We start from the raw sequence: 24287 nt of genomic DNA on the forward strand, positions 1-24287 counted from the left end.
CAGAGCAGATTGCTGCACGTTTAAAGAAAGTCAGCGTCCAATCAATCTATAACTATCTTTATCAAAATAAAGCGCGCTATGAACAATTCAAACCTTATCTAAGGCGAAAAGGCAAAGCCTATAGGCATTGTAAGGCACCGAGTATTAAAGAAGGAGACCGCCGATATAAACGGTCAATTAAACAACGTCCAAGTTATGTAGAAAGTCGGAAAACGCAAGGACATTGGGAGGGCGATACGATTATTAGCCGTAAAGACAAGCAAGCATTGGTGACATTAGTTGAACGCAAAACAGGGCTAGTATTAATTGGGCGCCTCAATCAACGTACCGCCTCCGAAACGAGAGATATGATAATAAAATTGCTAACGCCGTTTAAAAAAATGGTTAAAAGCATCACCTTTGATAATGGAACCGAATTTAATTATCATCATGCTATTGAGCATTATTTAAATACTACCGTGTACTTTGCGGAGCCTTATAAAAGCTGGCAAAGAGGCACAAATGAAAACACCAATGGCTTAATACGTCAGTTTATACCTAAGTCAGCGGCCATTTCATTAGTTGACGACAAACAGATAAAGAAAATACAATATCTATTGAACACACGCCCAAGAAAACGGCATAAGTTTAAAAGCCCTGCCGATTTTTATTCTAAGGAGTTAAGAAGAATTGCACTTCATGGTGTAATCTAGGTGATTAAGTTTTGTTGAAAAATTAAATAAAATTAGGTGAATATCCAAATGAATTCTTTTTAAATATTTAGAATTACAGGTTTCAGGTGTTATAAACTTCAGTGATCATTTCTATATTGATATTCGGATGGATTAGCTATTTTGTTTTATTTTTCGTATTTCTATAAAATCGTTCAGGTAGCGTATTGATTTTATTTAATTTTTTGTTTTTGGTGTTGTTGAAAAAACATTAATAAAATTAATACTCTACCTAGCTGTTTTCCAGCTACGTCTATTGATGTTTTACAATAAAACAGCAGTGAATTTGTTTATTGCGCTTAAAATCAAGCGATAGCGTTTTATTGGTAATTTCTTGATAGGTTAGTCCTAGGTTTTGCATACCGATACTATCCATTTTAAAACTACGCTTGTTGTTGGAGAAAATGATAGTATCATTAGGTCTTAACAGACGTTTTAAATCCGTCATCAATTTTAGATGATCACGCTGAACATCAAAGGTATTATTCATCCGTTTTGAGTTTGAAAATGTGGGCGGAAAGATAAACATTAAATTGAATTGTTCATCAGCTTAAGATAAATAGAGCAAAACAATCCGCCTAAATTAATCGATGTTTTTACTCGTTAAATTATTTTTTTTAAATTGCGAATCATTTCTTTAAATAGATATAAGTGACGAGCAGAGTAAATTTAACGTATCAACAAAATATACAATCAATATTATTATGGAAAATAGTCAATCTTTTGTTTATTAATGATTCGAACCGTTAACTCTGTGATAGCGATGATGAGTGCCGAGCGTATCATTTGTTGATAGCGATTTTGGTAAATGGAAGATTTTAAAGTATCGACAATACCTGATTGTTTTACTTTTTCGTGTTGCGATTCCCAGCTTGGTGGTAATACCATATCATGTAATAAGCTAATAGGACCTAAAATTTCATCATCTAAATAAGTGTATTGTTTGTCGTCTAGCTCTAGTTCGTCCAAAACAGCAATCAGTAGCTCTATATCTTCGTAATCCTCACGAGAAATAATACCCAACACATAAAGCAGTTTTAGGCACACTGAGGTATCATTGAGAGGTCCATTTTTACCCACCAATGAGGGAATAACAAATTTAATGGCGTGAGGCTCTTTTCGGAAGACTTTAAGAATCAATTTGATGACATTATCATTAATTAATTTAATGGCAACTTTTAGCAAGCTGTGAATATCAGCTTGCTGGTTGAGTTTTTCTAATATTATATCTTCTTGTAATATCGATTCTGGCATTGAGAATTAGACAAATTGATGATCTTGCATTGCAGTATAAATTTCTTCAACCTTCATAACAATAGAATTATTAACGTCAATACTAGAGATTTCACAAAAAGCTTGTTTAACGCCTTTTTCAGTAATGAGTTTTTCTAGTTTAACTGCTTGCTCATCATCATTATTACGATAGTTAAGCGCAGCAGCAACTCCAATTAGTAAGTTAGTGTTTTTAACTTGATATTCAAAGGTGCCAAGTAATGGTTTTATTAAACGATCGTCTGCACCTAATTTACGAATTGGCTGACGCCCAACACGTGCAGTATCATCCTGTAAATAAGGATTTTCAAAGCGGGATAATATTTTTTCAATATATGCCATGTGTTTTTGCTCATCAAAATTGTAACGTTTGATAAGTACTAACCCGCTCTCTTCCATGGCTCCGCGTACAATTAAACGAATACGTTCATCTAGAATTGCATCACGTATTGTGCCAATACCATTATAAAATCCTAAATAAGCAGTTATTGCGTGACCAGTATTAAGTGTAAATAACTTACGTTCCACAAAAGCCATTAAATTATCAACGGGTTGCATGCCTTTAATGGTTGGAATAATGCCTACAAATTGTGTTTCATCAACAATCCATTCCGAGAAAGTCTCAACAGTCACTTCTAGTATATCGCCTGTTTTTGATGTTGCAGGTGGTACAATACGATCCACTGCAGAATCGACAAAACCGATATGGGTGTTTGTCCATTGCTGAATTTCTTCTGGTAGCTCTTTAAAGATTTCTTGTTTAAATTGGCTGGTACCTCGTACCATGTTTTCACAAGCAATAATATTAAGTGGCTTACTGTTACCTCGATTATGTCTTGCAATAATTCCTTGGGCAATCGTTGGAGCAATACGCGCTAAAATTTGTGGACCAACGGCAGTGGTGAGTAAATCAACGCTGGCAATATAATCGATCACTTCAATAGAGGTGCTATTAATTCCATCAACATTTTTAACTATCTCAGTGGTGGATTGCTCGCCAACAACATTTACCTGATATTCATGACGAGTGGCGATGGCATCAATAATTTCCTGATTGACATCAGCAAATGTAACTTGTACACCAGCATCAGATAGTAATTTGCCGATAAAACCTCGTCCAATGTTACCTGCGCCAAAGTGTAGTGCTTGCATAATAATAATCCTTAACTTTATAATTTAATTTGAAATATTTCACTCTATTTCCCGTGTAAAGCGGGAAATAGAAATAGGTTAACTTAGTATTGCTAAAACTTCTTCAATATTATTTGTCGTTGCTAATTTTGCAATAATAGTTTCATCATCTAATGCATTAGTCAGTTTTGCTATGACATCAAGATGTTCATTATTGTGAGCAGCAATACCAATCACAATTTTTGCTTTATCATCTTCTTCATCACCAAATTGAACCCCAGCAGGGTATTGGCAAAATACGATACCAGTTTTAATAACATTGTCTTTTGATTCAATAGTGCCATGTGGAACGGCTATTGATTCTCCTAAATAAGTTGATGTTAATTTTTCACGCTCTAGCATTGCTTCAATGTAAGTTGGTGTGACATAACCATTATCAACCAATTTTTGCCCTGCAAAACGAATTGCTTCTTCTTTATTTTTAGCGGTTAACCCTAAAAAGATATTTTGTTGTGATAATTTAAATAGGGGAATATTATCAGTCGATTGATTGCTTATAGGCACTGTTTCACTTGCTTCATTATTTGCTTGAGAGCTTAAAAGATCCGCCACGAGTTGGCTATATAATTGACTATCTAAAAAGTTAGTTAATGAAATATGATGTGCATTTGGTGCGTGTTGTTTTGCTCGATCGGTTAAGTCTTTATGTGTAATAACAATGTCAACATCATCAGGCAGATTATTAATTGCTACATTAGTGACAAAAATATCCAAATCTGCATCTTGAACTTTTTTACGTAATACACCTGCGCCCATAGCACTTGAGCCCATTCCTGCGTCACAAGCCACTATAATTTTTTTAACTTTAGTAAGATCAAGTGTACCATTTACAATTCCTTTTGATTTATTTTTCATTGCAGAAATATTCGATTTTGCCTCTTCAAGGCTTTTATCTGCTTCTTTGGTGGTTTTTAATAAAATAGCGGAAACGATAAAAGTAACCATTGTTGCTGCAATGACAGAAATAATTACGCCAAACATTGATGATTTTGGAGTGACCGCAAGAACGGCGATGATTGATCCTGGCGATGCTGGTGAACTTAAACCGGCACCAAATAGTGTTAAAGTAAATACTCCAGTCATTCCACCTAAAATCACTGCAATAATAAGGCGAGGGTTCATTAATACATATGGGAAATAAATTTCATGAATTCCCCCAAAGAAATGAATGATTGCTGCACCACTGGCTGAACTTTTTGCAGAACCTTTACCAAGCAACATATAAGCAAGTAATAAACCTAATCCAGGACCAGGATTTGCTTCGATTAAAAAGAAAATAGATTGAGAATGCTCTGCTGCTTGTTGAATACCTAATGGTGAGAATATACCGTGGTTAATTGCATTATTTAAGAAAAGAATCTTGGCAGGTTCAATAATAATTGAAGTTAAAGGTAGTAAGTTATGCTCAACTAGGAAATTAACAGCAAGAGTTAATTTACTTGATGCAACAACGACAGAAGGTCCAATTGCAAAAAAAGAAAGCAACGCAAGTAGCATGCCAATAATACCAGCTGAAAAATTATTGACTAACATTTCAAAGCCACTTTTGACTTTTCCGTCTATGGTTTTATCAAATTGTTTTATTACCCAGCCACCAAGTGGTCCGACTATCATAGCACCTAAGAACATCGGAATATCTGCACCAACAATGACCCCCATTGTCGTAATTGCACCGACAACGGCGCCTCGTTCACTGTGAACTAATTTACCGCCAGTATAACCAATCAACAGTGGTAATAAGTAAGTGATCATCGGGCTAACTAACTTGGCAATGGTTTCGTTTGGGTACCAGCCCGTTGGAATAAAAATAGCGGTAATAAATCCCCAAGCAATAAATGCGCCGATATTTGGCATGACCATATTACTTAAAAATCGTCCAAAATTTTGAACTTTTAATTTGATGTTTGAACTTGTCATAATATAAAACTTTCCTTATTGATTGTATAATCATCATGCTGTTATTGTAGAAGGATTTAGTTATTCAATTCATTAAAAAAAATTGATAAGTGTGATGAGTATCACATTGTTAAAATGGGTCTATTTTTTATTTTTGTGATTAAGATCACTCTTCTAGAAGGTGGTAAGAGAAAAATATACTAAAACGTATAGTTTCCTGAAACTTTTTTACAAGATTGAATTTTATTATTAGTGATTACTGCTTATATATTATTTAGCAAATCAAACCCAGCTGAAATGGTTTAATTTTGATTAAAAATGCTCAGTAAAGTTTTTAATTTTGTTGAATGTTTTATTTTGTCATAATTTTAATAAATTAACCGCCTTATGGCGGTTTGTGTTTATTGATGTTTTACAATAAAACAGCAGTGAATTTGTTTATTGCGCTTAAAATCAAGCGATAGCGTTTTATTGGTAATTTCTTGATAGGTTAGCCCTAGGTTTTGCATACCGATACTATCCATTTTAAAACCACGCTTATTGTTGGAGAAAATGATAGTACCATTAGGTCTTAACAGACGTTTTAAATCCGTCATCAATTTTAGATGATCACGCTGAACATCAAAGGTATCGTTCATCCGTTTTGAGTTTGAAAATGTTGGCGGATCGATAAAAATTAAATCGAATTGCTCATCAGCTTGAGATAAATAGAGCAAACAATCCGCCTGAATTAATCGATGTTTTTTACCTGTTAAACCATTTTGTTTTAAATTACGATCTGCCCATTCCAAATAGGTGCGAGACATATCGACCGTGGTGGTTGATTTTGCTCCGCCAAGTCCAGCATAAACCGTTGCACTACCTGTATAGGCAAATAGGTTTAGAAAGTCTTTTCCTGCACTCATTTCACCAATCATTTTTCGTGCTAAGCGATGATCTAAAAACAATCCTGTATCTAAATAATCGGTCACATTAACCCAAAATGTGGTTTTGCGCTGATTAATCGGGTATTCATGGACTAAAAAATAGTCCTGTTTTTGTCCTAGTTTTTGGTATTGCTGTTTGCCTTTTTGCTTTTCTCTTGTTTTTAATACTAACTGATCGGCGGTAAGCTCAAGCACTGACATGGTGGCATTTATAGTATCAAAAAGCCGTTGGCGAGTTTTTTGTGGATCGATGTTTTTTGGCGCTGCGTATTCTTGCATCACTATTTTATCTTTATAACGATCGATAGCGACATTGTATTCAGGCAAATCTGCATCATAAAGTCGATAACATTCCAGTTGTTCTTGAGCAGCCCATTTTTCTAACTTTTGTTTATTTTTGCGTAATCGGTTAGCAAAATCAGCCGCAGGCATAGTAGAATTTGTGATTGCTTCTTCAGTATTACGCTTAGCAATGACATAATTTTTTTGTATACAGTCGAGAGGGCCATTTTTTGCTTTGAATTGCTTTTCTGCTCTCATTTGTAAGCAATCTAATAACTGTGGTGCGCCGCTAAATAATGATAATCGCCATCCACCAAAATTTTGTTTGATTTGTCGACCAAGTGCCGTATGCAAAGCAATAAGCGCAGGTTCACTTTCTAAGCGTTCTCCATAAGGTGGATTACTGATGATCATGCCTACCGTTTCAGTTGGCAATGGATTGGCGAGTTGTGTCACATCTTGCATCGAAAAAGTAATTAAATCCCCCACACCTGCTTGGAGGGCATTTTGTTTGGCTCGTTCAAGTACTGTAGCATTATTATCATAACCGATAAATGGTGTGTTTGTTTTAGATACGTTATGTTTTGCGGTGAAAAGCAATTTGTTCCACAATGTCGGATTAAAGCCTTTCCAAGCAAAAAATCCCCACTGTTTACGATGTAAACCAGGTGGGATTTGTGATGCGATCATTGCCGCTTCAATTAGTAATGTACCTGAACCACACATCGGATCGAGCAATGGCTCATTTGTTTTCCAACCAGAACGCATAATAATAGCTGCTGCTAGGCTTTCTTTTAGTGGAGCTTTCCCTGTTTGCTCTCGATAACCACGCTCATGTAAACTATTACCACTTAGATCTAAAGATAGTGTGACACGGTTTTTATTTAAATAAGCATGAAGTCGAATATCGGGATCTTGTTTTGCTACATTAGGACGTTCATTAGTATGACGCAAAAAGTGATCAACAATAGCATCTTTGATCTTTAGCGCACCATATTGACTATTACGGATAAATTCGTTTACGCCAACAAAATTAATCACGAAAGAGTTATCAACAGCAAAAATATCTGGCCATTTAATATTAAACACACAAGAGTACAGATCCAAATCGCTATAGATGTCGAACTCGGCAATAGGTAGTAAAATGCGAGATGCCAAACGCGACCATAATAATGATTGATATAGCGTTTTGTCATCGGCATCAAAATAAACACCACCTTGCGCAATTTTACAATTAATTGCACTAATTTGTTCTAACTCTTTTTTTAATAACTCTTCAAGCCCACGAGATGTACTGGCAAATAGCGTTTTCATGCATAACTCACTTAACAATAAAATTGTTGGCATTATACCGACTAATTACAATAGTGGGAAATAAAGGCTGATATTAGTTAGATGAATATTGGGTTAGTTTATTAATAATCAGAAAAGTTTGGCGGTAATGAAAATTAATGTTAGTTTAGTAGAAGAATTAAAATGTAATCTAATAAAGCATCAAGATATTTATAATATGACGCCTATTGAATTTAAACACGATAACAGGCAGTGTAATTTTCTACGTGAGTTTTGTGCTAAAAATTTGGTATTTACAGTAGCTTTTGAGATATCCACATAATTAATAAAATTGCCTGTTTCAGTTGCGTTTGTTATTTCTTTTCAAAATCTATAATATGAATTATCAAATTTTTGCAAAGCATCAATTAGAATTCTTTAACCCTGCCATTGGTTTTCCTTTATGAGAATAACTTCATTTATATTTTTCATAAAAATCGTTATATATCTCAACTATATCTTTATTCTCACTCTTTTTACATCTGTTAATAAAAGAGTTTTTTAACTCTTTGTAATTCAATTCTAATAGCAATTCTGCAATTCTTCTATATATGAAATCATCAGAAGAATCGAGATATTTTAAAACCATTTTTGGTAGTGTTTTCTTTACAATATTATTATGTCTATATTTGAATAATATATCTCTAGCTATTGGAATATGATCTATATTGCCGCCTATTGATATTTCTATGACAATAGGAATTAAATTATCTAGCTCTTTGTCGTCAAAATCTTCATCTCTTACAAACCTTAGTGCTGTTCCTTGTTCTGACAGAATTTTAAGAGCAAATAATAATTGATCAAAATACAGATTTGATTTTTTGAAGTAGTATTTAGCAGAAAATAATTTTTTTTCAGACTCTTTTAAGCGGAGCCATTCTATAGAATATTTGTCTTTATCTTTCATTTTTTATTGCTACACAGCATGGAACAAAATAACTTTTCAAAATCATTCGTAGATTTTTATATTGTCTGAAAAATTTGTTGCCATCCAACATAATTTTTTGCTTGAGTCAGGTAAAGTATGCAGAAATGGATAGCAGAATTAGTTTATAGTATCCAATTTTTAAATATTACAGTTCTATCGAGAATAACATAACATTATCCGAAGTTGTAAAAAATGATACATAGCTGTTTATTTCGCATGTGCCAGATGTTTCTATAAAAATAATATCTCTTCCTAGTGACAAAACTAAAATACCTGTATCTTCACAAGATATCACTTTAGCCTTGAAAAACATGTTGTTATTAATTAAATAAAAGCCATACCCAGGTATTTTTTCAAGAGTTATATTCTTACCCCACTCAAAAAAATCATCGATTTCTAATTCAATATTATAATATGTGTTTGATAATGATTTACTATTGTCCCAAATCGCAACACCACATCCTAAATCAGATTTGAACTCTACTAAATTCTCGTCTATTTTACTTACTAAAGTAATTTTCATTTTTTTATGGTATTTAATAACTCTATTATTAGTATTCATTACATTATCAACAAGATCGGAATTACATGTTTATTCATGATAATGGTGTTTTGTTTGCTTGCTTGCTATTTATTTCATGATTGCTATAACAAATACATTATTTTGCATCATGGGACGTGATTCTATCATAATTTGGTAAGCTCTTTCTAGGATGCTTGCTTATTTGAATAAAAACTTAATTTAAATGCAAATTGATATCATAAGGTGTAATAGTCTTTATTTGTAGGATTTACTAGCGTTGTTTACAGTAATTTGAGAAGCTACTGTAAGGAATATACATAAGAAAACAAAACTAACGCCTTGTTAAGCTATTTGCCTGAGGTAGAATTTAACAAATAGCTACCCCTTAATTTTGTTGTTTGAACAGGTGTGGTCATTCCACACTACATAGACCGCCATTTAGTGTGTAATACATTAAAACAAGCCTTATTTCGGCGTCAATTTCCTAAAAATGTACTCATTCATAGTGACCAAGGAAGCCAATATTGCAGTGCTGATTTCAAGCAATTATTGTTACAATATGGACTAAGGCAAAGCATGAGTCGAAGAGGAAAGTGCTTTGATAATGCGGTTGTTGAAAGTTTTTTTCATACACTCAAAACACACATTATTCATGACTATTACTACAAAACGAGGAAACTGGCTAATAAAGCACTATTTGAATATATTGAAATCTATTATAATCGGATACGCCGTCATTCAGCCAATGGCTGGGTATCACCTGAATAATATGAACAACAATATTACCAAAACGAAAAATGATAGAGGCGGGCACTGTCTAATATTTTGGCGAGGATCACCGTATTTTAGGAAATATAATTTTCTCATTTATCGCCGCCACATTTCCCTGGAATTCTGATTTCTTTAGCTTTGACTTCAACTGAAGACTTAAATATCATAGCAATTACAGGTCTATCCATCTTTCTGATTCCAATATAAATATATAATTTATAAGATTCATTTTAATTTACTTAACTTCAAAAGTATTTCCTTATAATCATTTTTGTAAAAATCATTTTTAGCTTTATTATACATTTTTTCAAAAGAGGCTATAAATTTATCTAAATAATTGTTTGGAATGCATTCATTACGATTTAAAATCTTTTTTATTTCAATATAAAAATTTCTTTCTGATTTCGCTTTTGGACTGATATTTAAAATTGATAAGATATAATCCCATTTTTTATCCTCCATATAAAACTGTGGGAATTTGGTAATAAATAAAGAAACATAGTAATCTATTTTCTTAACATTTTTCAATTCATTAAAAAAATTAAAAAAATTATCTAAGGGAGGTAGATTATATGCTTTCGTCATATTTCCTATACAAGATACTATATTTATAGTAGTTTCTTTGGTTAAATTTTCATTTTTATACAAGTATATTAATTTTTCAGCTAATGCAACATCGGAAAAAAACTCTTTATAGTACAAAGATCTTTCTTTTCTACTAAATTTTTCTAAATCAGATATTAGCTCTGATAGTTCTATAAGATCATTTTCTCTATCCCAACTTTTAATTTTATAAGTAAGAATATTCAAAATATCGATATTTTTTTTTAATCGTGTCATCTAGCATGTTCCTTTACTGATAAATTTACCTTACTCATTAAAAAAGTTGTATGAATTAGTGTAGTCGATCCACATGATATAGCCATTGATTATATGGAGCTCGGTAGCCCTTACCAAAATGGCTATATTGAACGATTTAATCGTACCTATCGTACTGAAGTACTCGATTTATATCTTTTTAACAACTTAGCGCAAGCAAGGCAAATAACCGAAGTATAACACCGAAAGACCGCATGAGGCATTAAATAACATGACACTGTTCAAATATAAAACATTAAAACAGGCAGCTTAATTTTCTACGTCAGTTGTGTACTAAGTTTGAGGTAGTTACAATGAAAGTATAAATAATGCCAGTAATTCTTATATATTGGTTTATCTTTTGTATTTGCTTTAGTTGCCTTTGGTCACTTTATGATAGAATAATGTTTTATTACTTAATATCTAAATAAAAACCACCAATAACTATGTCATTAATTAATCTTACCAATGCTTATCTTTCATTTAGTGATGCGCCGTTGCTTGATCATATCGATATGTCTATTGAGCCAAATGAGCGTGTTTGTCTTGTTGGCCGTAACGGTGCTGGAAAATCGACTTTACTTAAAGTTTTAAATAAAGAAGTGCCATTAGACGAAGGGCAAATTATTTATGAAAATAATGTGATTGTTTCACGATTGCAACAAGATCCTCCTCGTGATGTGCAAGGTAGTGTGTTTGATTTTGTGGCAGAAGGATTACACGAACAAGCACAGTTATTACGAGATTACTATGATTTAGCATATCGCGTTGAGCTCGATCCTTGCGAAAGTAATTTAGATAAATTAGCTAAAATGCAAGAACAGTTAGATCATCAAAATGGTTGGCAATTAGATAGCCGTATTCGTAATGTTATTTCTTCATTATCGCTTGATGGTGATGCGTTGTTGTCTTCGTTATCGGGTGGGTGGTTGCGTAAAGCCGCATTAGCCAAAGCGTTGGTTTGTCAACCAACAGTTTTATTGCTTGATGAACCAACCAATCATTTGGATATTCAAACCATTAAATGGTTGGAAGATTTTTTGAAAAGTTTTAATGGCAGTATTGTGTTCATTTCCCATGATCGTTCGTTTATTCGTCAAATGGCAACGCGTATTATTGATCTGGATCGAGGTAAAATTGCGTCTTGGAGTGGGAATTATGATAACTATTTGCTTGGTAAAGAAGAAGCATTGCGTGTTGAAGCGTTGCAAAATGCAGAATTCGATAAAAAACTTGCCCAAGAAGAGGTCTGGATTCGGCAAGGTATTAAAGCTCGCCGTACACGTAACGAAGGGCGAGTTCGGGCATTAAAAGCAATGCGCCAAGAATATAATGAGCGTCGCCAAGTCATGGGTAATGCCAAAATGCAAATTGAAGAAGCGTTACGTTCAGGGAAAATTGTTTTTGAACTTGATAATGTAACTTATCAAGTTGAAGATAAGTTACTCGTGAATGATTTTAGTGTGCAAGTATTACGTGGTGATAAGATCGCTCTGATTGGTCCTAATGGTATTGGTAAAACAACTTTATTAAAACTGATGTTGGGTAATTTGACACCAACATTAGGTAGTGTGCATTGTGGCACAAAGCTTGAAGCTGCTTATTTTGACCAATATCGTCTCGAACTCGATCCTGAAAAAACGGTGATGGATAATTTAGCCGAAGGTAAGCAAGAGGTCATGGTTAATGGCCGATCACGCCATGTACTTGGTTATTTACAGGACTTTTTATTTCCGCCTAAACGTGCCAGAACTCCTGTACGAGCACTGTCTGGAGGGGAGCGTAATCGTTTATTGCTGGCTAAACTATTTTTAAAACCTAGCAATTTATTAATACTTGATGAACCGACCAATGATCTTGATATTGAAACATTAGAATTGCTAGAAGAGTTAGTAAATGATTATCAAGGAACTGTCTTGTTGGTTAGTCATGATCGGCAATTTGTTGATAATGTGGTCACTCAATGTTGGTTTTTTGAAGAAAAAGGCCATATTGGTGTTTATGCTGGTGGTTATGCCGATGCTCTGCAACAACAGCAGCAGGCACAACCAGTTAAAGTAACGACAGTTAATAAACTTGAGCAACCTAAAAAAGAATTAGGTGCTACTAATAATCAAAGTAGTGAGCGAACCGCTAAAAAGAAAGTTAAACTGAGTTATAATGAACAACGAGAATTGGCACAATTACCAAGCAAAATAGAACAATTAGAATTAGAGATTACTGATTTACAAGCACAAATTGGTCAAAGTGACTTTTTTAATCAAACTCATGAAATTACTAGTCCAATTTTACAATCTTTGGCAGATAAAGAGGCTGAATTAGAAGCTGTTTTTGAAAGATGGGAACAGTTAGAGTCTTTAAGTAAATCATAAGGTAAATGTTAGTATTGTTCAGCATTATTTATTTGTGTTATAAAATAAATAATGCTGTTTCCTTACCCTAAAGTTTTTATATAATATTTTTTACATAACCCTTTTTTAAATAACCGTTTTATTATTCCATAATTTTCTAGATAAAAAGTAGAATAATAATAGTGCGATGATGACAAAACACGCACCAACATAACCAATGTAATCAATTGAAAGTAAAATTAATACTTTACTGCCTATAAAAGCACCGCCTCCTATTCCAATATTGAAAATACCAGAATAGACTGAAGTGGCTATATCTGTGGCATCGGGTGCGGCATCAATTACTTTGCTTTGCATAACCATTCCAATAATTGTAATGGAAAGCCCCCAAATTAAACATTGAATGATTGCAGTATAAAGCGTGAATGAACATACATAAAGCGATAATAAGCAAGTAATCAGTAATAGCATAGGGATGATGAAAATTGCGGTTGGATTTTTTTCAGCATATTTTGCAAAAATAACGCTACCAATCATTCCAGAAAAACCTACAACTAATAATAAAAGGACGATAACATTTTGATTAAATCCACCAATATTTTTCATGAATGGCGTAATATAGGTATAGGCAGTAAAGTGACCTGCAATAATAATGGCAATTAATAAATAAATGTTTAGCAGTATTGGGCGTTTTAATACCATTGGAATATTTTTGATAGAGATAATATCCATGCTTGGTACAGCAGGCAATAAGCGGAGTAGTAATATCATCACGCAAAAAGCGATACCAGCAATACATAAAAAAGTCACGCGCCAGCCAACGAGTTGTCCTATGATGGTGCCAATTGGAATGCCTAGAATGGTTGCCATCGATACGCCAATAACAATAAAGCCCATTGCTTTAGCTTTTTTACCATTGGGCGCTAACCGAACTGCAAGCGGTGTTGTAATTGCCCAAAATACCGCATGTGCACAAGCAATACCAATTCTTGCTATCATTAAACTGTAAAAATTCCATGCGACTCCAGCTAAAATATGACTACCTATAAATAGGCAAAATAAAAGGATAAGTAGCTTCCTTCGTTCCATTTTTGACGTTAATACTGTGAGTGGCAATGATAATAGCGAGACAGCCCATGCATAAATGGTGAGTAATAATCCAGCATGAGCTACATCCATTGAAAAGCTTTCAGCTATATTGGGTAATAGTCCGACAGGTACAAATTCCGTTGTATTAAAAATAAATGCCGCAAATGCAAGGCAAAGAATTGATGACCAAACCCGAGATCGGTTAATACTATTATTCATGATTAAGATTTTGGAGGGAATATTAGATTACTTTTGATTATAACTGAATATGTTTGTCTATTAAATAGTTGCTAAGAATAAATCTTAAACTTAATCGCCACCAATATTAGTATTTGAGGGCGATGTTTCATTATAGCGATTTATTCTAGTGCTTTAGCTGCAGCTAGGGCTTTGTCATAATCAGGTTCAGAAGAGGTTTCTTTAACATATTCCACATAAACAATTTTGTCGTTTTTATCAATGACAAATACAGATCGAGAAAGTAATCGCAACTCTTCAATAACAACTCCATATTTTAAACCAAAGTTGAGTTCTTTATGATCTGAGGTGACTTTAACGGCATCAATACCTTCAGCAGCACAGTAGCGATTTAAGGCAAAAGGTAAATCGACGCTAATTGAAAATATCACTGTGTCTTTTAATTTTGCCGCTTCGACGTTAAAGCGATGCACTTGAGCACTACATACTGAGGTGTCAATGGATGGAACCGAATTAATAATTCTGATTTTACCTTTAAAATCGGACAATTTAATGGGCTCCATTTTTAAATCTTGCACGATAAAATTGGGCGCTGTGTCGCCAACTTTAATTTGTGTGCCTAACAAAGTAATAGGTGCTCCGCGCATGGTGACTTCATTAACTCTTTTTTGCATAACAGTTTCCTTAGTGTTGTGACGAATCACGTTGTTGACAGTGTAATGTCTTCCAATGAATTGGAGTTGTTGCACTTGTTAGGGATAAATAGATTTAGAACTGTTCCAATATAGAACTAAAACAATTTCTGAACAATAGCTTGAATTTGTTTTAAGTGATGAATTAGCCGATTTCTATTATCGTTAATAATGTTATTGTTAAAAATAATGAATAAATTTAAGTAGTTATCGAATTAATAGAAATGATATGTAATTAGTATTGGCTGTTTTTACAGCCAATAGTTGGATTTTTAAGTTACAATGTCTTAAAAGCAATATCAGGCAAAATCGCTTCACCTTGCCAATATAACTCACTAGCAATACTTCCTGCAATTTGATAATAAAGTCGGCTAAATTCGCTATCAGGGTGGTTAATGACAGTGGGCTTTCCTGTATCAAGATCTTGGCGTAACATTTTTTGAAGTGGAATTTGCCCTAGCAATTTGGTTTGATATTGCTCAGCTAAATGTTTTGCGCCACCTTCACCAAAGATGGCCTCATGATGTCCACAATGTTCGCAAATGTGGTAACTCATGTTTTCAATAATTCCTAGTGTTGGGATGTTTACTTTATTAAACATGGTAATACCTTTTTTTGCATCGATTAAAGCAATATCTTGAGGAGTTGTGATAATCACAGCAGCAGTAACTGGAATGTTTTGCGCTAGGGTTAATTGGATATCCCCTGTGCCTGGAGGCATATCAATGACAAGATAGTCGAGTTCTGGCCAAAGCGTATCTTGTAAAATCTGTAATAGTGCTTTACTTGCCATAGGTCCACGCCATACCATAGCACCATTAGGATCAACCAAATAACCAATGGAATTACTAGCAAGCCCATATGCCATGATTGGTGTCATATGTTTATTATCGGGTGTTAATGGTTGCTGGTTTTCTGTACCTAGCATGGTTGGGATCGAGGGACCATAAATATCTGCATCTAAGATCCCCACTTTAGTGCCTTGTTTTTGTAAAGCTAGCGCAAGATTGACAGCTGTTGATGATTTGCCCACACCGCCTTTTCCTGAGCTTATCGCGATAATGTTTTTTATATTATTAATGGCATTTTGGTTATTAGCACGTTTTAAAGTAGCAATTTTATATTCAATATGCCAGTCAACTTCATTAACGCTGTTAAGTTTAAGCAATTCTGGAGTGGTTATTTTTTTCAATTCTTCAAAAGTAGATTGCCAAGCGAAAGGCATTGTTAAATTTATAGTTAAGTGGTGATTAACTATTTCGCATTTTTTTATTGCATCGAGTTCAAGTAAATTTTTTTGTAGAGTTGAATGAGTAAAATTTTCAAGAATTTTTTTTACTTCAGTGTTCATTGTGGTTATCTCTTTATGCCTTAGTATTTATACTCGTTTTATTTTCAATTACTTTGCATTAAAAGCGTAAAATACCTTAAATAATAAGGCGGTAAACAGTAAATTGGTTTACCCTCATAAAAAATGATTATTTTCTGTTTTGAAATATGAATTGAGTATATAAATTTTATCAAATTATGGCATAAATCTAGCGATAATCCCACGATTGATGTACTATTTCTGCCATTATGTAAAAAAGGGTAATAAATCAACATGACAACTCAACGCAAAATATTGGTGACTTGTGCACTTCCTTATGCCAATGGTGCAATTCACTTAGGTCATATGCTGGAACACATTCAAGCTGATGTATGGGTACGCTATCAACGTATGCGTGGTAATGAGATCTATTTTATTTGTGCTGACGATGCCCATGGCACGCCAATTATGCTCAAGGCTCAGCAATTGGGGATTACTCCAGAGCAGATGATTAGTGAAGTTAAAACCGAACATCAACGTGATTTTTCTGGCTTTAATATTAGTTATGACAATTACCATTCAACACATAGCCCAGAAAATCGTGAGATATCAGAGCAAATTTATAAGCGTTTGAAAGCGAATGGTTATATTAAAACTAAAGTTATTTCACAGCTATTCGATCCTGAAAAACAGATGTTTTTACCTGACCGTTTTGTAAAAGGTACTTGTCCACACTGTAAAGTGCCTGATCAGTATGGTGATAACTGTGAAGTTTGCGGAGCAACTTATAATCCAATTGATTTAATTAATCCCCAATCAGTAGTATCTGGTGCAACACCTGTTATGAAAGATTCTGAACACTTCTTTTTTGACCTACCTGCTTTTTCAAATATGTTACAAGAGTGGATTCGCTCAGGAACATTACAAGATCAAGTTGCTAATAAAATGCAAGAATGGTTCGAATCAGGCTTACAACCGTGGGATATTAGCCGTGATGCACCTTATTTTGGATTTGAGATCCCCGATGCTCCAGGTAAGTATTTTTATGTTTGGTTAGATGCGCCAATTGGTTATATGGGATCTTTCTTAAATTACTGTAATAAACAAAATAAACCAATTTTTGATGAGTTTTGGGACAAAAATTCAAATACAGAACTGTATCACTTCATTGGTAAAGATATTGTTTATTTTCACAGCTTATTTTGGCCAGCAATGCTTGAAGGTAGCGAATATCGCAAGCCTTCCAATATTTTTGTACATGGTTATGTGACTGTTGATGGTGCAAAAATGTCTAAATCACGCGGTACTTTTATTCAAGCAAGTACCTATCTAAAACATTTAGATCCTGATTGTTTACGTTATTATTATGCGGCTAAATTGTCGTCACACATTGATGATATTGACTTAAATTTAGAAGACTTTGTTCAACGTGTAAATAGTGATTTAGTTAATAAAGTTGTTAATATTGCTTCGCGTTCGGCTGGTTTTATTTATAAACGCTTTGGCGGCAAATTATCAGATAAAGTGGCAGAGCCTGAACTGTATTCCTTGTTTGTTGAAAAAGCAGAAGTGATTGCTGACTATTTTGAACAACGCGAATCAGGCAAGGCAATTCGTGAAATTATGGCACTTGCTGACGAAGCTAACCGCTATATTGACGAAAAGGCACCTTGGGTGGTTGCTAAACAAGAAGGGCAAGATCAAGTGTTGCAAGATATTTGCTCAATGGGAATTCACTTATTCCGCATCTTAATGACCTATTTAAAACCAATTGTGCCTTCATTGGCTGAACGTACAGAAGCATTTTTAAATAGCAAATTAGAATGGAATGAAATTGATAATGCTTTAACAAGTCATAAAATTAATCAGTTTAAAGCTTTATTTAATCGTATTGATATGGATAAAATTACAAACATGATTGAAGAAACAAAACAACAAGCTGCATTAGCCCAACCGGCAAAACCTAAAGTTGCAGAGCCTATCGCTGACACGATTAATTTTGATGATTTTGCTAAAGTCGATATGCGCGTTGCTTTAATTAAACATGCTTGCTTTGTTGAAGGATCCGATAAATTACTTCAATTAACGCTTGATATTGGTGACGAAACCCGTAATGTGTTTTCAGGTATCAAGCAGTTTTATCCTGACCCAGAGGTGTTAATTGGGCGTTTAACTATTATGATTGCTAACTTAGCTCCTCGTAAAATGCGCTTTGGTATTTCTGAAGGTATGGTGCTTTGTGCGAGTGGTAAAGGTGATGATGAAGGTGTGTACCTACTATCACCAGATAGTGGTGCTAAACCAGGAATGCGAATTTCGTAATTGATACCTTTATTATAGAAGTCACATCTTAACAAGTTAATACGCTTGTTAAGATGTTTCAGGAAACTATGCGTTTCAGTATAAAATTTGCTTATTTGATAAATAATTGTAGCTTTTGTTTTTTGGGGCTGTTTTTTTATTATAAATATGTTGCCATTCCAGTTTTGAATTTATGTCGTTTGAGGGTACTGATGGTTGGTTGCTTAAACTTTTTAAAAAGCCTATAAAAGCCTTTCCGTTTACACTTAGAAACCTATTCCATATCTGGCGCCCAATTTCATTTAAACACCATTTTTTGATCGAAGTAAATAAAATTTCACTTTAAATCAATATGCTATATTTTTCTTTTTATCCTGAAATTGGCAATCAAAATAACGATTGCCAAAGCTCAATTTTGTTAAAATTCATATTTTACTGTTTGGTTTAACATTACTTGTAAATTCATTATTTTCTTACTTTTGATTTTCTGACGGATTTCCTGAATAAGGAAATATGCTGTCTTTTAGTGAAAAAGAGAAATCTTTAGTATTAATCTCACCAATAATTTTGTTGCTATCGTATAAAGCCAGTAAAAATTCGGCCATTTGCTTTGCTGTATGGTTCTTGGTAAAAGTTGCATCGTAGTTGTATTCACTAACATTATTGGCTTTTTCACCAAATTCCGTTTTTGTTGCAGCGGGAGCCAATACCTTTGCGGTTAATTGTGCGTTAGCTTGCTTTAATTCCTGTGCTAGCCCTTCAGTAAAAGCATTGACATAGAATTTTGTTGCGCAATAAGTTACCGCATTAGGAACGAGAGTATACACGCCTCGGGAGGAGATGTTTATTAGTTGTGTTTCGGGTTCATTTTGATATTTACGTACATACAGTGTTGAAAAAAATCGTTAGGGTTTCAATATTTAAATGAAGCATTGATTCTATTTTTACTAAATCTTGATCACTAACACTGCCGTAATGACCAAAACCGGCATTATTAATCCATGTTTCAATAAATAGCTGTCTAAATCATTAAAAAGGGAATAAGCGTTGGTTGGTTGTGATAAATCACAAAGTTTTATAATTACGTCTAATGCTGGGGCAATTTTGCAATTTCTTGTTGTAAAAGTTCCAAATTTTCTTGTCTTCTTGCAATAACAATAAGGTTTTTATTTCGTTTTGCAAAAACAATAGCGGCTGCATAACCTATGCATGAACTAGCACCGGTTATGGCGGTATATTTTTTATGTGTATTGGTCATTTTTATTTCCTCTAATATTTCAAATATCTGTATTTAATTAAAATCATTCAACCTATTGAATATATGATAAATGTAACTAACGTGTTTTTCTCTCTAGAATTACTTAACATAACTTGATAACCTGCGCGCATAAATAATGTTGTGTAGGCTTGACTTACAAATCCTAACCCTATAATGCCGATTTTTTTCATCTATTTGCTCCTTTTTTTGTGTTTACTTGATTTATGCTATGATATTTGCAAAATAAAAATTGATAAATGTTTTTCAATTTGTTTTATTAACAACTGTGGATTGGTAATATGGATCTTTTTAGAAGTATGAAGGCATTTGTATTGACTGTGAAGACAGGTTCATTTGCATCGGCATCTATTTCATTAAATATCTCTCCGCAAATGGTTGCGAAATATATTCTTTTTTTAGAAACGCAATTAGGGTTAAAGTTACTTAATCGAACAACACGTTCACAAAATCTTACTGAATTTGGTAAGCAGTATTATGAGCGCTGTGTGAGTATTTTAGGTGAAGTTAAAGCCACCTCTATGCTTGCGCAACAGTTTTTAGATAAACCTAGTGGTGTGCTTAGAATTAGTGCACCATTTACTTTTGGTAATTTTACTTTAGTGCCATTAATTAGTAGTTTTATGAAGTGTTATCCCAAAATTAGTGTCGATATACAATTAAGTGATCGTTATGTCGATTTAATTAAGGACGGTTTTGATATCGCTTTTCGGATTGGTGATTTGAGTGATTCAGGCCTTATTGCTCGTAAACTTAATCCTCATCAACTTATTTTTGCTGCCTCACCAGATTATTTAGCGCAATATGGTGTTCCATTAATACCTGATGATTTGAAAAAGCATCAATGCTTGATTTACCAATATGTGAATCAGAATAAAAAAGATCATGTTTGGTCGTTTATGATTAATGGTGAAATAGTCAATATACCTATATCAGGGACATTTAAAAGTAATCAGACTTCAGCGTTAGCGATAGCTGCGATTGAAGGACTAGGTATCACCATGTTGCCAGAATCTATGTTACAAGAACCAATTAAGCAGAAAAAATTATTTCCCATATTACAAAAATTTTTACCACCTGCCAAGCCGCTTAATATGCTTTATACTGCTGATCGTCAGCAACCACCAAAACTAAAAGCATTTATTGAATTTGTGTTGAATGCAATATCGTAATAGGTTTGTTTTTATGCATAATAAAAAAGGCGATTTGCTCGCCTTCTTTATAATTACCATAATTGATTCTACAATTATTTTATTGTAGCTAAAGTGCTTACTTCTTTACCTAACATATTGTTTAGATAAACTAAATCATTAGCAGTTAAAGTTCCTACTGCATATTTTAATTGTAGTAAACTGGTTAAATAGTTATATTTTGCATCTGATAAATTTCGTTTAGAACTGTATAGTTGAGTTGTTGCATTTAATACGTCAACAATTGTTCTTGTTCCAGCTTGGTACTCAGAATTGGTTGCTTCTAATGAACTTTGTGCAGAAACTACTGCTTGTTGATAAGCTTTGATGGCACTTATTGATGATGAAATATTATTGTATGATGAGCGGACTTGATTAATTACACCTCGATTGGTGCTTTCTAATTTTTCGCTAAAACTGACGTAATTTTGTTGTGCTTGCTCAACTTTAGACATTGTTGCACCACCTGAAAAGATAGGTAGGTTTACACTGACGCCAACATAGTTATTCCCTGAATAAGATTTACCATGAGCACCAGTCCCTACGCTATTACCGTATCTATCAGTTTTATTCAAATTAGTTGATGCATCTAAACTTGCTGTAGGTAAATGTCCTGCCTGTGAGAGTTTGATTTGTTCACGCGCTATGTCTTGATTTAACCTCATTGTTAATAAATTAAGATTAGATTTTTCAGATTGTTTTAACAGTGCGCTGATTTGTGCTGGCGATTCTGTTTTAAATGTATTGGTATTGACACTTGCTAAACTTGAATAAAAACGACCACTTACTTGTCGCAATGCTTCAATGGCATTATTTAGATCATTTAATGCATTAACTTGTTGTGCAACAGTTAAGTCATAGTTAGCTTGAGCGTTTTGTACATCAGTGATTGCAACTAAACCAACTTGATGTTGTTGACGCGTTTGTTCTAACTGACGGCCAATTGCTTTTTTCTGTGCATCAATAAAGCTTAATGCATCAAGTGCTTTTAATACATTAAAATAAGCGACAGAAGTATTTAAGATTAATGTTTGACCTTGGTATTGATAGGCAATATCGGCAATACTTGCTTGTTTTTTAGTAATATCTAAGGCTTTCCAATTTGAGAAATTAAAAATGCTTTGAGATAATGCGACTTGGTATAAGTTGCCACTTTTAGATTTTACTCCACTTGTATCACGTCGACCATGAGTAACACCATAGGAAGCACTTAAACCAACTTGTGGTAGTAAACTTGCTCGAGAACCTGAAATTGCTGCGTATGCTTTATTTTTTTCAGCTAATGAACTGCGTAGATCTGGGTTAGTTTCTTTTGCTTGTTCATAAACTTGTATCAAATTTTCAGCAAAGACAGATTGGCTTAACGCTAAGCCAATTAAAAAGGTTAAGGTTTTTTTCATCAATCTTCTCTTTAAAAATCATTAAAATATAGTAGTATTTTTAATGGCGTAATTTTAACAGATAATTAGTATATAGTAAGTATAGTTTGTGTGTCATTCGCACTTTTTATTCAAATTCAGTTTAAATTCGGGAACTTTTATGAAAATTAAAAACAGTCTGGTAAATTTTGACAAAAATGATGTGTTTAATTTAACAAAACGAATCTTGTACAAAGGTTTTTTTTCTTTGCTTGAATATCGTTTTCAATATCGAAAATTTGATGGTTCAATTAGTGAGATTGTAACTCGTGAAATTTTAGAGCGTGGGCAAGCGGTTGTACTTTTAGCATATGATGTAAAACGTGATGAAGTTGTGCTAATTGAGCAAATCCGGATTGCTGCGATTGAAACCCAAGATAGTCCTTGGATACTGGAACTTATTGCCGGTATGATGGATCATGAGAATGAATCATTTGAAGAAGTAGCAAGACGTGAAGCAATGGAGGAGGCGGGAGTTGTTATTGGTCGATGTAAACCCATCATCAGTTATTTAGCATCTCCTGGAGGTTTAACTGAACAATTGCACATTTTGGTGGGTGAAGTTGACTCATCAACCGCTGAAGGCATTCATGGTCTTGACGAAGAAAGTGAAGATATTAAAGTTCATGTAGTAAGTCGAACTCAAGCTTATCAATGGGTTAAAGATGGAGTGATTAACAATGCTGCATCAATTATTGCGCTTCAGTGGTTAGAACTTAATCATGAGCTCTTAAGAAAAGAGTGGAAATAACTTTTTAGGCATCATTTTTAATTATTTCTTTCATAAATGTGAGAACTATTTTACACTTTAATAGAATGCTAGGATTTATAATAAACTGTTTTTTCAGTCACAATGTCTATTGTGTTGTTGACATTATTAACCATGATTATAGATTAATAGACAATTGGGGTGAATTTTGGAGTCATTTCTAAAACTTCCAATCTGTAATAAAAATTACGGTAAAATATTACATATAACTGATACTCATCTTTTTGCTGATGACAATGCTTCATTGCTTGGTGTTAATTCTAATGCAAGCTTTCTAGCGGTTATAAATGAAGTTGAACGTAGTAATAAAAAGTTTGATTTAATTGTCGCAACGGGTGACTTTGTACAAGATGGTTCTAAAAAAGCTTATGCGCGTTTTGCCGAACAAATAATTAAGTTTGATACCCCTTGTGTGTGGTTGGCTGGCAATCATGATAATTATGCGTATATGCAAGATGTGTTTGCAAATTATCATTTTGCTGACAATAAAGCAGTTTTGTTAGGAGATAAGTGGCTGATTATTTTATTGAATAGCCAAGTTTCTGGTCAGGCTTATGGTTTTTTACCTGAATCTGAACTCAAGTTTTTACATAATGTTTTAACTGAACATCCATATAGAGACGCATTAGTTTTTTTACACCACCATCCAGTTAATTCTGGTTGCTATTGGTTAGATCATCATATTTTAAAAAATAGTGACCAGTTAGAGAAAATTATTCAAAAACATCCCAATGTAAAAGGAATTGGGTGGGGACACATTCATCAAAAACAAGATTATGTGTGGCATAATTGTAAGGCATTTTCAACTCCTTCAACTTGCTTTCAATTTAAACCTGAATGTTATGATTTTCAATTATCAAGTGACGATGCACCGGGTTGGCGAGAAATCACACTTAATATTGATGGTTCTATTGATAGTGATGTTTATCGATTAAAGGATAATCAGTTTTTGCCAGATGTTTCTCAAAATGGTTATTAGTAGTTAGTAATTATAATAAGTTTAAA

Annotated in this window: 18 protein-coding genes and 4 pseudogenes; 8 read left to right on the plus strand and 14 right to left on the minus strand. The window is 33.6% G+C overall.

The features are described from left to right. On the plus strand, positions 1–692 hold a 692-nt coding region (locus tag A9G44_RS07470), incomplete at its 5' end, for an IS30 family transposase (RefSeq protein ID WP_081298289.1). A 271-nt stretch (positions 693–963) separates the two neighbouring features. Here the strand turns inward: A9G44_RS07470 and rlmL are convergent. The 7 genes and pseudogenes from rlmL to A9G44_RS07505 form a co-directional block, all read right to left on the minus strand. Next, positions 964–1260, minus strand: a pseudogene (rlmL, locus tag A9G44_RS07475) (bifunctional 23S rRNA (guanine(2069)-N(7))-methyltransferase RlmK/23S rRNA (guanine(2445)-N(2))-methyltransferase RlmL); the annotation flags it as partial. A gap of 152 nt (positions 1261–1412) precedes the next feature. Next, positions 1413–1964 (minus strand): MltR family transcriptional regulator, encoded by a 552-nt coding sequence (locus tag A9G44_RS07480; protein WP_065606636.1) that lies wholly within the window; start codon positions 1962–1964, stop codon positions 1413–1415. Between the two features lie 6 nt (positions 1965–1970). Then, positions 1971–3134 carry a mannitol-1-phosphate 5-dehydrogenase gene (locus A9G44_RS07485; RefSeq protein ID WP_065610150.1) on the minus strand — a complete coding sequence of 388 codons (1164 nt, stop codon included), beginning with the start codon at positions 3132–3134 and terminating at the stop codon, positions 1971–1973. Positions 3135–3212: 78 nt separating this feature from the next. Further along, positions 3213–5090, minus strand: a complete 1878-nt coding sequence (locus A9G44_RS07490; RefSeq protein ID WP_065610152.1) for a PTS mannitol transporter subunit IICBA — start codon at positions 5088–5090, stop codon at positions 3213–3215. A 380-nt stretch (positions 5091–5470) separates the two neighbouring features. Beyond that, positions 5471–7591 (minus strand): bifunctional 23S rRNA (guanine(2069)-N(7))-methyltransferase RlmK/23S rRNA (guanine(2445)-N(2))-methyltransferase RlmL, encoded by a 2121-nt coding sequence (rlmKL, locus tag A9G44_RS07495; RefSeq protein WP_065610154.1) that lies wholly within the window; start codon positions 7589–7591, stop codon positions 5471–5473. Between the two features lie 433 nt (positions 7592–8024). Further along, on the minus strand, positions 8025–8516 hold the full coding sequence (locus A9G44_RS07500; protein WP_065610156.1) for a hypothetical protein: 492 nt from the start codon (positions 8514–8516) through the stop codon (positions 8025–8027). 166 nt (positions 8517–8682) lie between these two features. Continuing rightward, a complete protein-coding gene (locus A9G44_RS07505) occupies positions 8683–9099 on the minus strand; it encodes a hypothetical protein (RefSeq protein ID WP_065589504.1) in 417 nt (138 codons plus the stop codon). A 381-nt stretch (positions 9100–9480) separates the two neighbouring features. On the opposite strand from A9G44_RS07505, the pseudogene A9G44_RS07510 reads away from it, so the two are divergent. Then, positions 9481–9828 (plus strand): annotated as a pseudogene (locus A9G44_RS07510) (DDE-type integrase/transposase/recombinase); the annotation flags it as partial. A gap of 228 nt (positions 9829–10056) precedes the next feature. Here A9G44_RS07510 and A9G44_RS07515 read toward each other — a convergent pair. Continuing rightward, on the minus strand, positions 10057–10671 hold the full coding sequence (locus A9G44_RS07515) for a hypothetical protein (protein WP_065610158.1): 615 nt from the start codon (positions 10669–10671) through the stop codon (positions 10057–10059). Between the two features lie 78 nt (positions 10672–10749). Between A9G44_RS07515 and A9G44_RS13810 the strand changes: the two are divergent. Both A9G44_RS13810 and A9G44_RS07520 read left to right on the plus strand, forming a co-directional pair. Further along, a pseudogene (locus A9G44_RS13810) lies at positions 10750–10963 on the plus strand (integrase core domain-containing protein); the annotation flags it as partial. Positions 10964–11135: 172 nt separating this feature from the next. After that, on the plus strand, positions 11136–13061 hold the full coding sequence (locus A9G44_RS07520; protein ID WP_065610160.1) for an ABC transporter ATP-binding protein: 1926 nt from the start codon (positions 11136–11138) through the stop codon (positions 13059–13061). A 105-nt stretch (positions 13062–13166) separates the two neighbouring features. On the opposite strand, the gene A9G44_RS07525 is transcribed toward A9G44_RS07520, so the two are convergent. From A9G44_RS07525 to apbC, 3 genes are all read right to left on the minus strand, one after another. After that, positions 13167–14348: a sugar transporter gene (locus A9G44_RS07525; protein ID WP_065560592.1), complete on the minus strand. Its 1182-nt coding sequence runs from the start codon at positions 14346–14348 to the stop codon at positions 13167–13169. A gap of 140 nt (positions 14349–14488) precedes the next feature. After that, entirely contained in the window at positions 14489–15001 is a 513-nt protein-coding gene (tpx, locus tag A9G44_RS07530) for a thiol peroxidase (protein WP_065610162.1), read from the minus strand. Between the two features lie 295 nt (positions 15002–15296). After that, a complete protein-coding gene (apbC, locus tag A9G44_RS07535; protein ID WP_065610164.1) occupies positions 15297–16370 on the minus strand; it encodes an iron-sulfur cluster carrier protein ApbC in 1074 nt (357 codons plus the stop codon). A gap of 252 nt (positions 16371–16622) precedes the next feature. Between apbC and metG the strand changes: the two genes are divergently transcribed. Further along, positions 16623–18650, plus strand: a complete 2028-nt coding sequence (metG, locus tag A9G44_RS07540) for a methionine--tRNA ligase (RefSeq protein ID WP_065610166.1) — start codon at positions 16623–16625, stop codon at positions 18648–18650. Positions 18651–19102: 452 nt separating this feature from the next. Here the strand turns inward: metG and A9G44_RS14065 are convergent. Together A9G44_RS14065 and A9G44_RS13520 are read right to left on the minus strand one after the other, a co-directional pair. Beyond that, positions 19103–19887: pseudogene (locus A9G44_RS14065) on the minus strand (SDR family NAD(P)-dependent oxidoreductase). Between the two features lie 47 nt (positions 19888–19934). Beyond that, positions 19935–20078, minus strand: a complete 144-nt coding sequence (locus tag A9G44_RS13520; protein ID WP_179854824.1) for an NAD(P)-binding domain-containing protein — start codon at positions 20076–20078, stop codon at positions 19935–19937. A gap of 108 nt (positions 20079–20186) precedes the next feature. Between A9G44_RS13520 and A9G44_RS07550 the strand changes: the two genes are divergently transcribed. Beyond that, the gene (locus A9G44_RS07550; RefSeq protein ID WP_065610168.1) at positions 20187–21077 is read left to right on the plus strand and encodes a LysR family transcriptional regulator; all 891 of its coding nucleotides are present in this window, start codon (positions 20187–20189) and stop codon (positions 21075–21077) included. Positions 21078–21151: 74 nt separating this feature from the next. Here A9G44_RS07550 and tolC read toward each other — a convergent pair whose 3' ends face one another. After that, complete coding sequence (gene tolC, locus A9G44_RS07555; RefSeq protein WP_065610169.1) at positions 21152–22495, minus strand: outer membrane channel protein TolC; 1344 nt, start codon at positions 22493–22495, stop codon at positions 21152–21154. 139 nt (positions 22496–22634) lie between these two features. On the opposite strand from tolC, the gene nudF reads away from it, so the two are divergent. Then, the gene (gene nudF, locus A9G44_RS07560; RefSeq protein WP_065589514.1) at positions 22635–23264 is read left to right on the plus strand and encodes an ADP-ribose diphosphatase; all 630 of its coding nucleotides are present in this window, start codon (positions 22635–22637) and stop codon (positions 23262–23264) included. A 166-nt stretch (positions 23265–23430) separates the two neighbouring features. Beyond that, positions 23431–24261 carry a 3',5'-cyclic-AMP phosphodiesterase gene (cpdA, locus tag A9G44_RS07565; protein ID WP_034909761.1) on the plus strand — a complete coding sequence of 277 codons (831 nt, stop codon included), beginning with the start codon at positions 23431–23433 and terminating at the stop codon, positions 24259–24261. The last annotated feature ends 26 nt before the right edge of the window (positions 24262–24287 follow it).

This window comes from Gilliamella sp. Occ4-3 (assembly GCF_001690675.1).
GTDB lineage: Bacteria > Pseudomonadota > Gammaproteobacteria > Enterobacterales > Orbaceae > Gilliamella > Gilliamella bombi.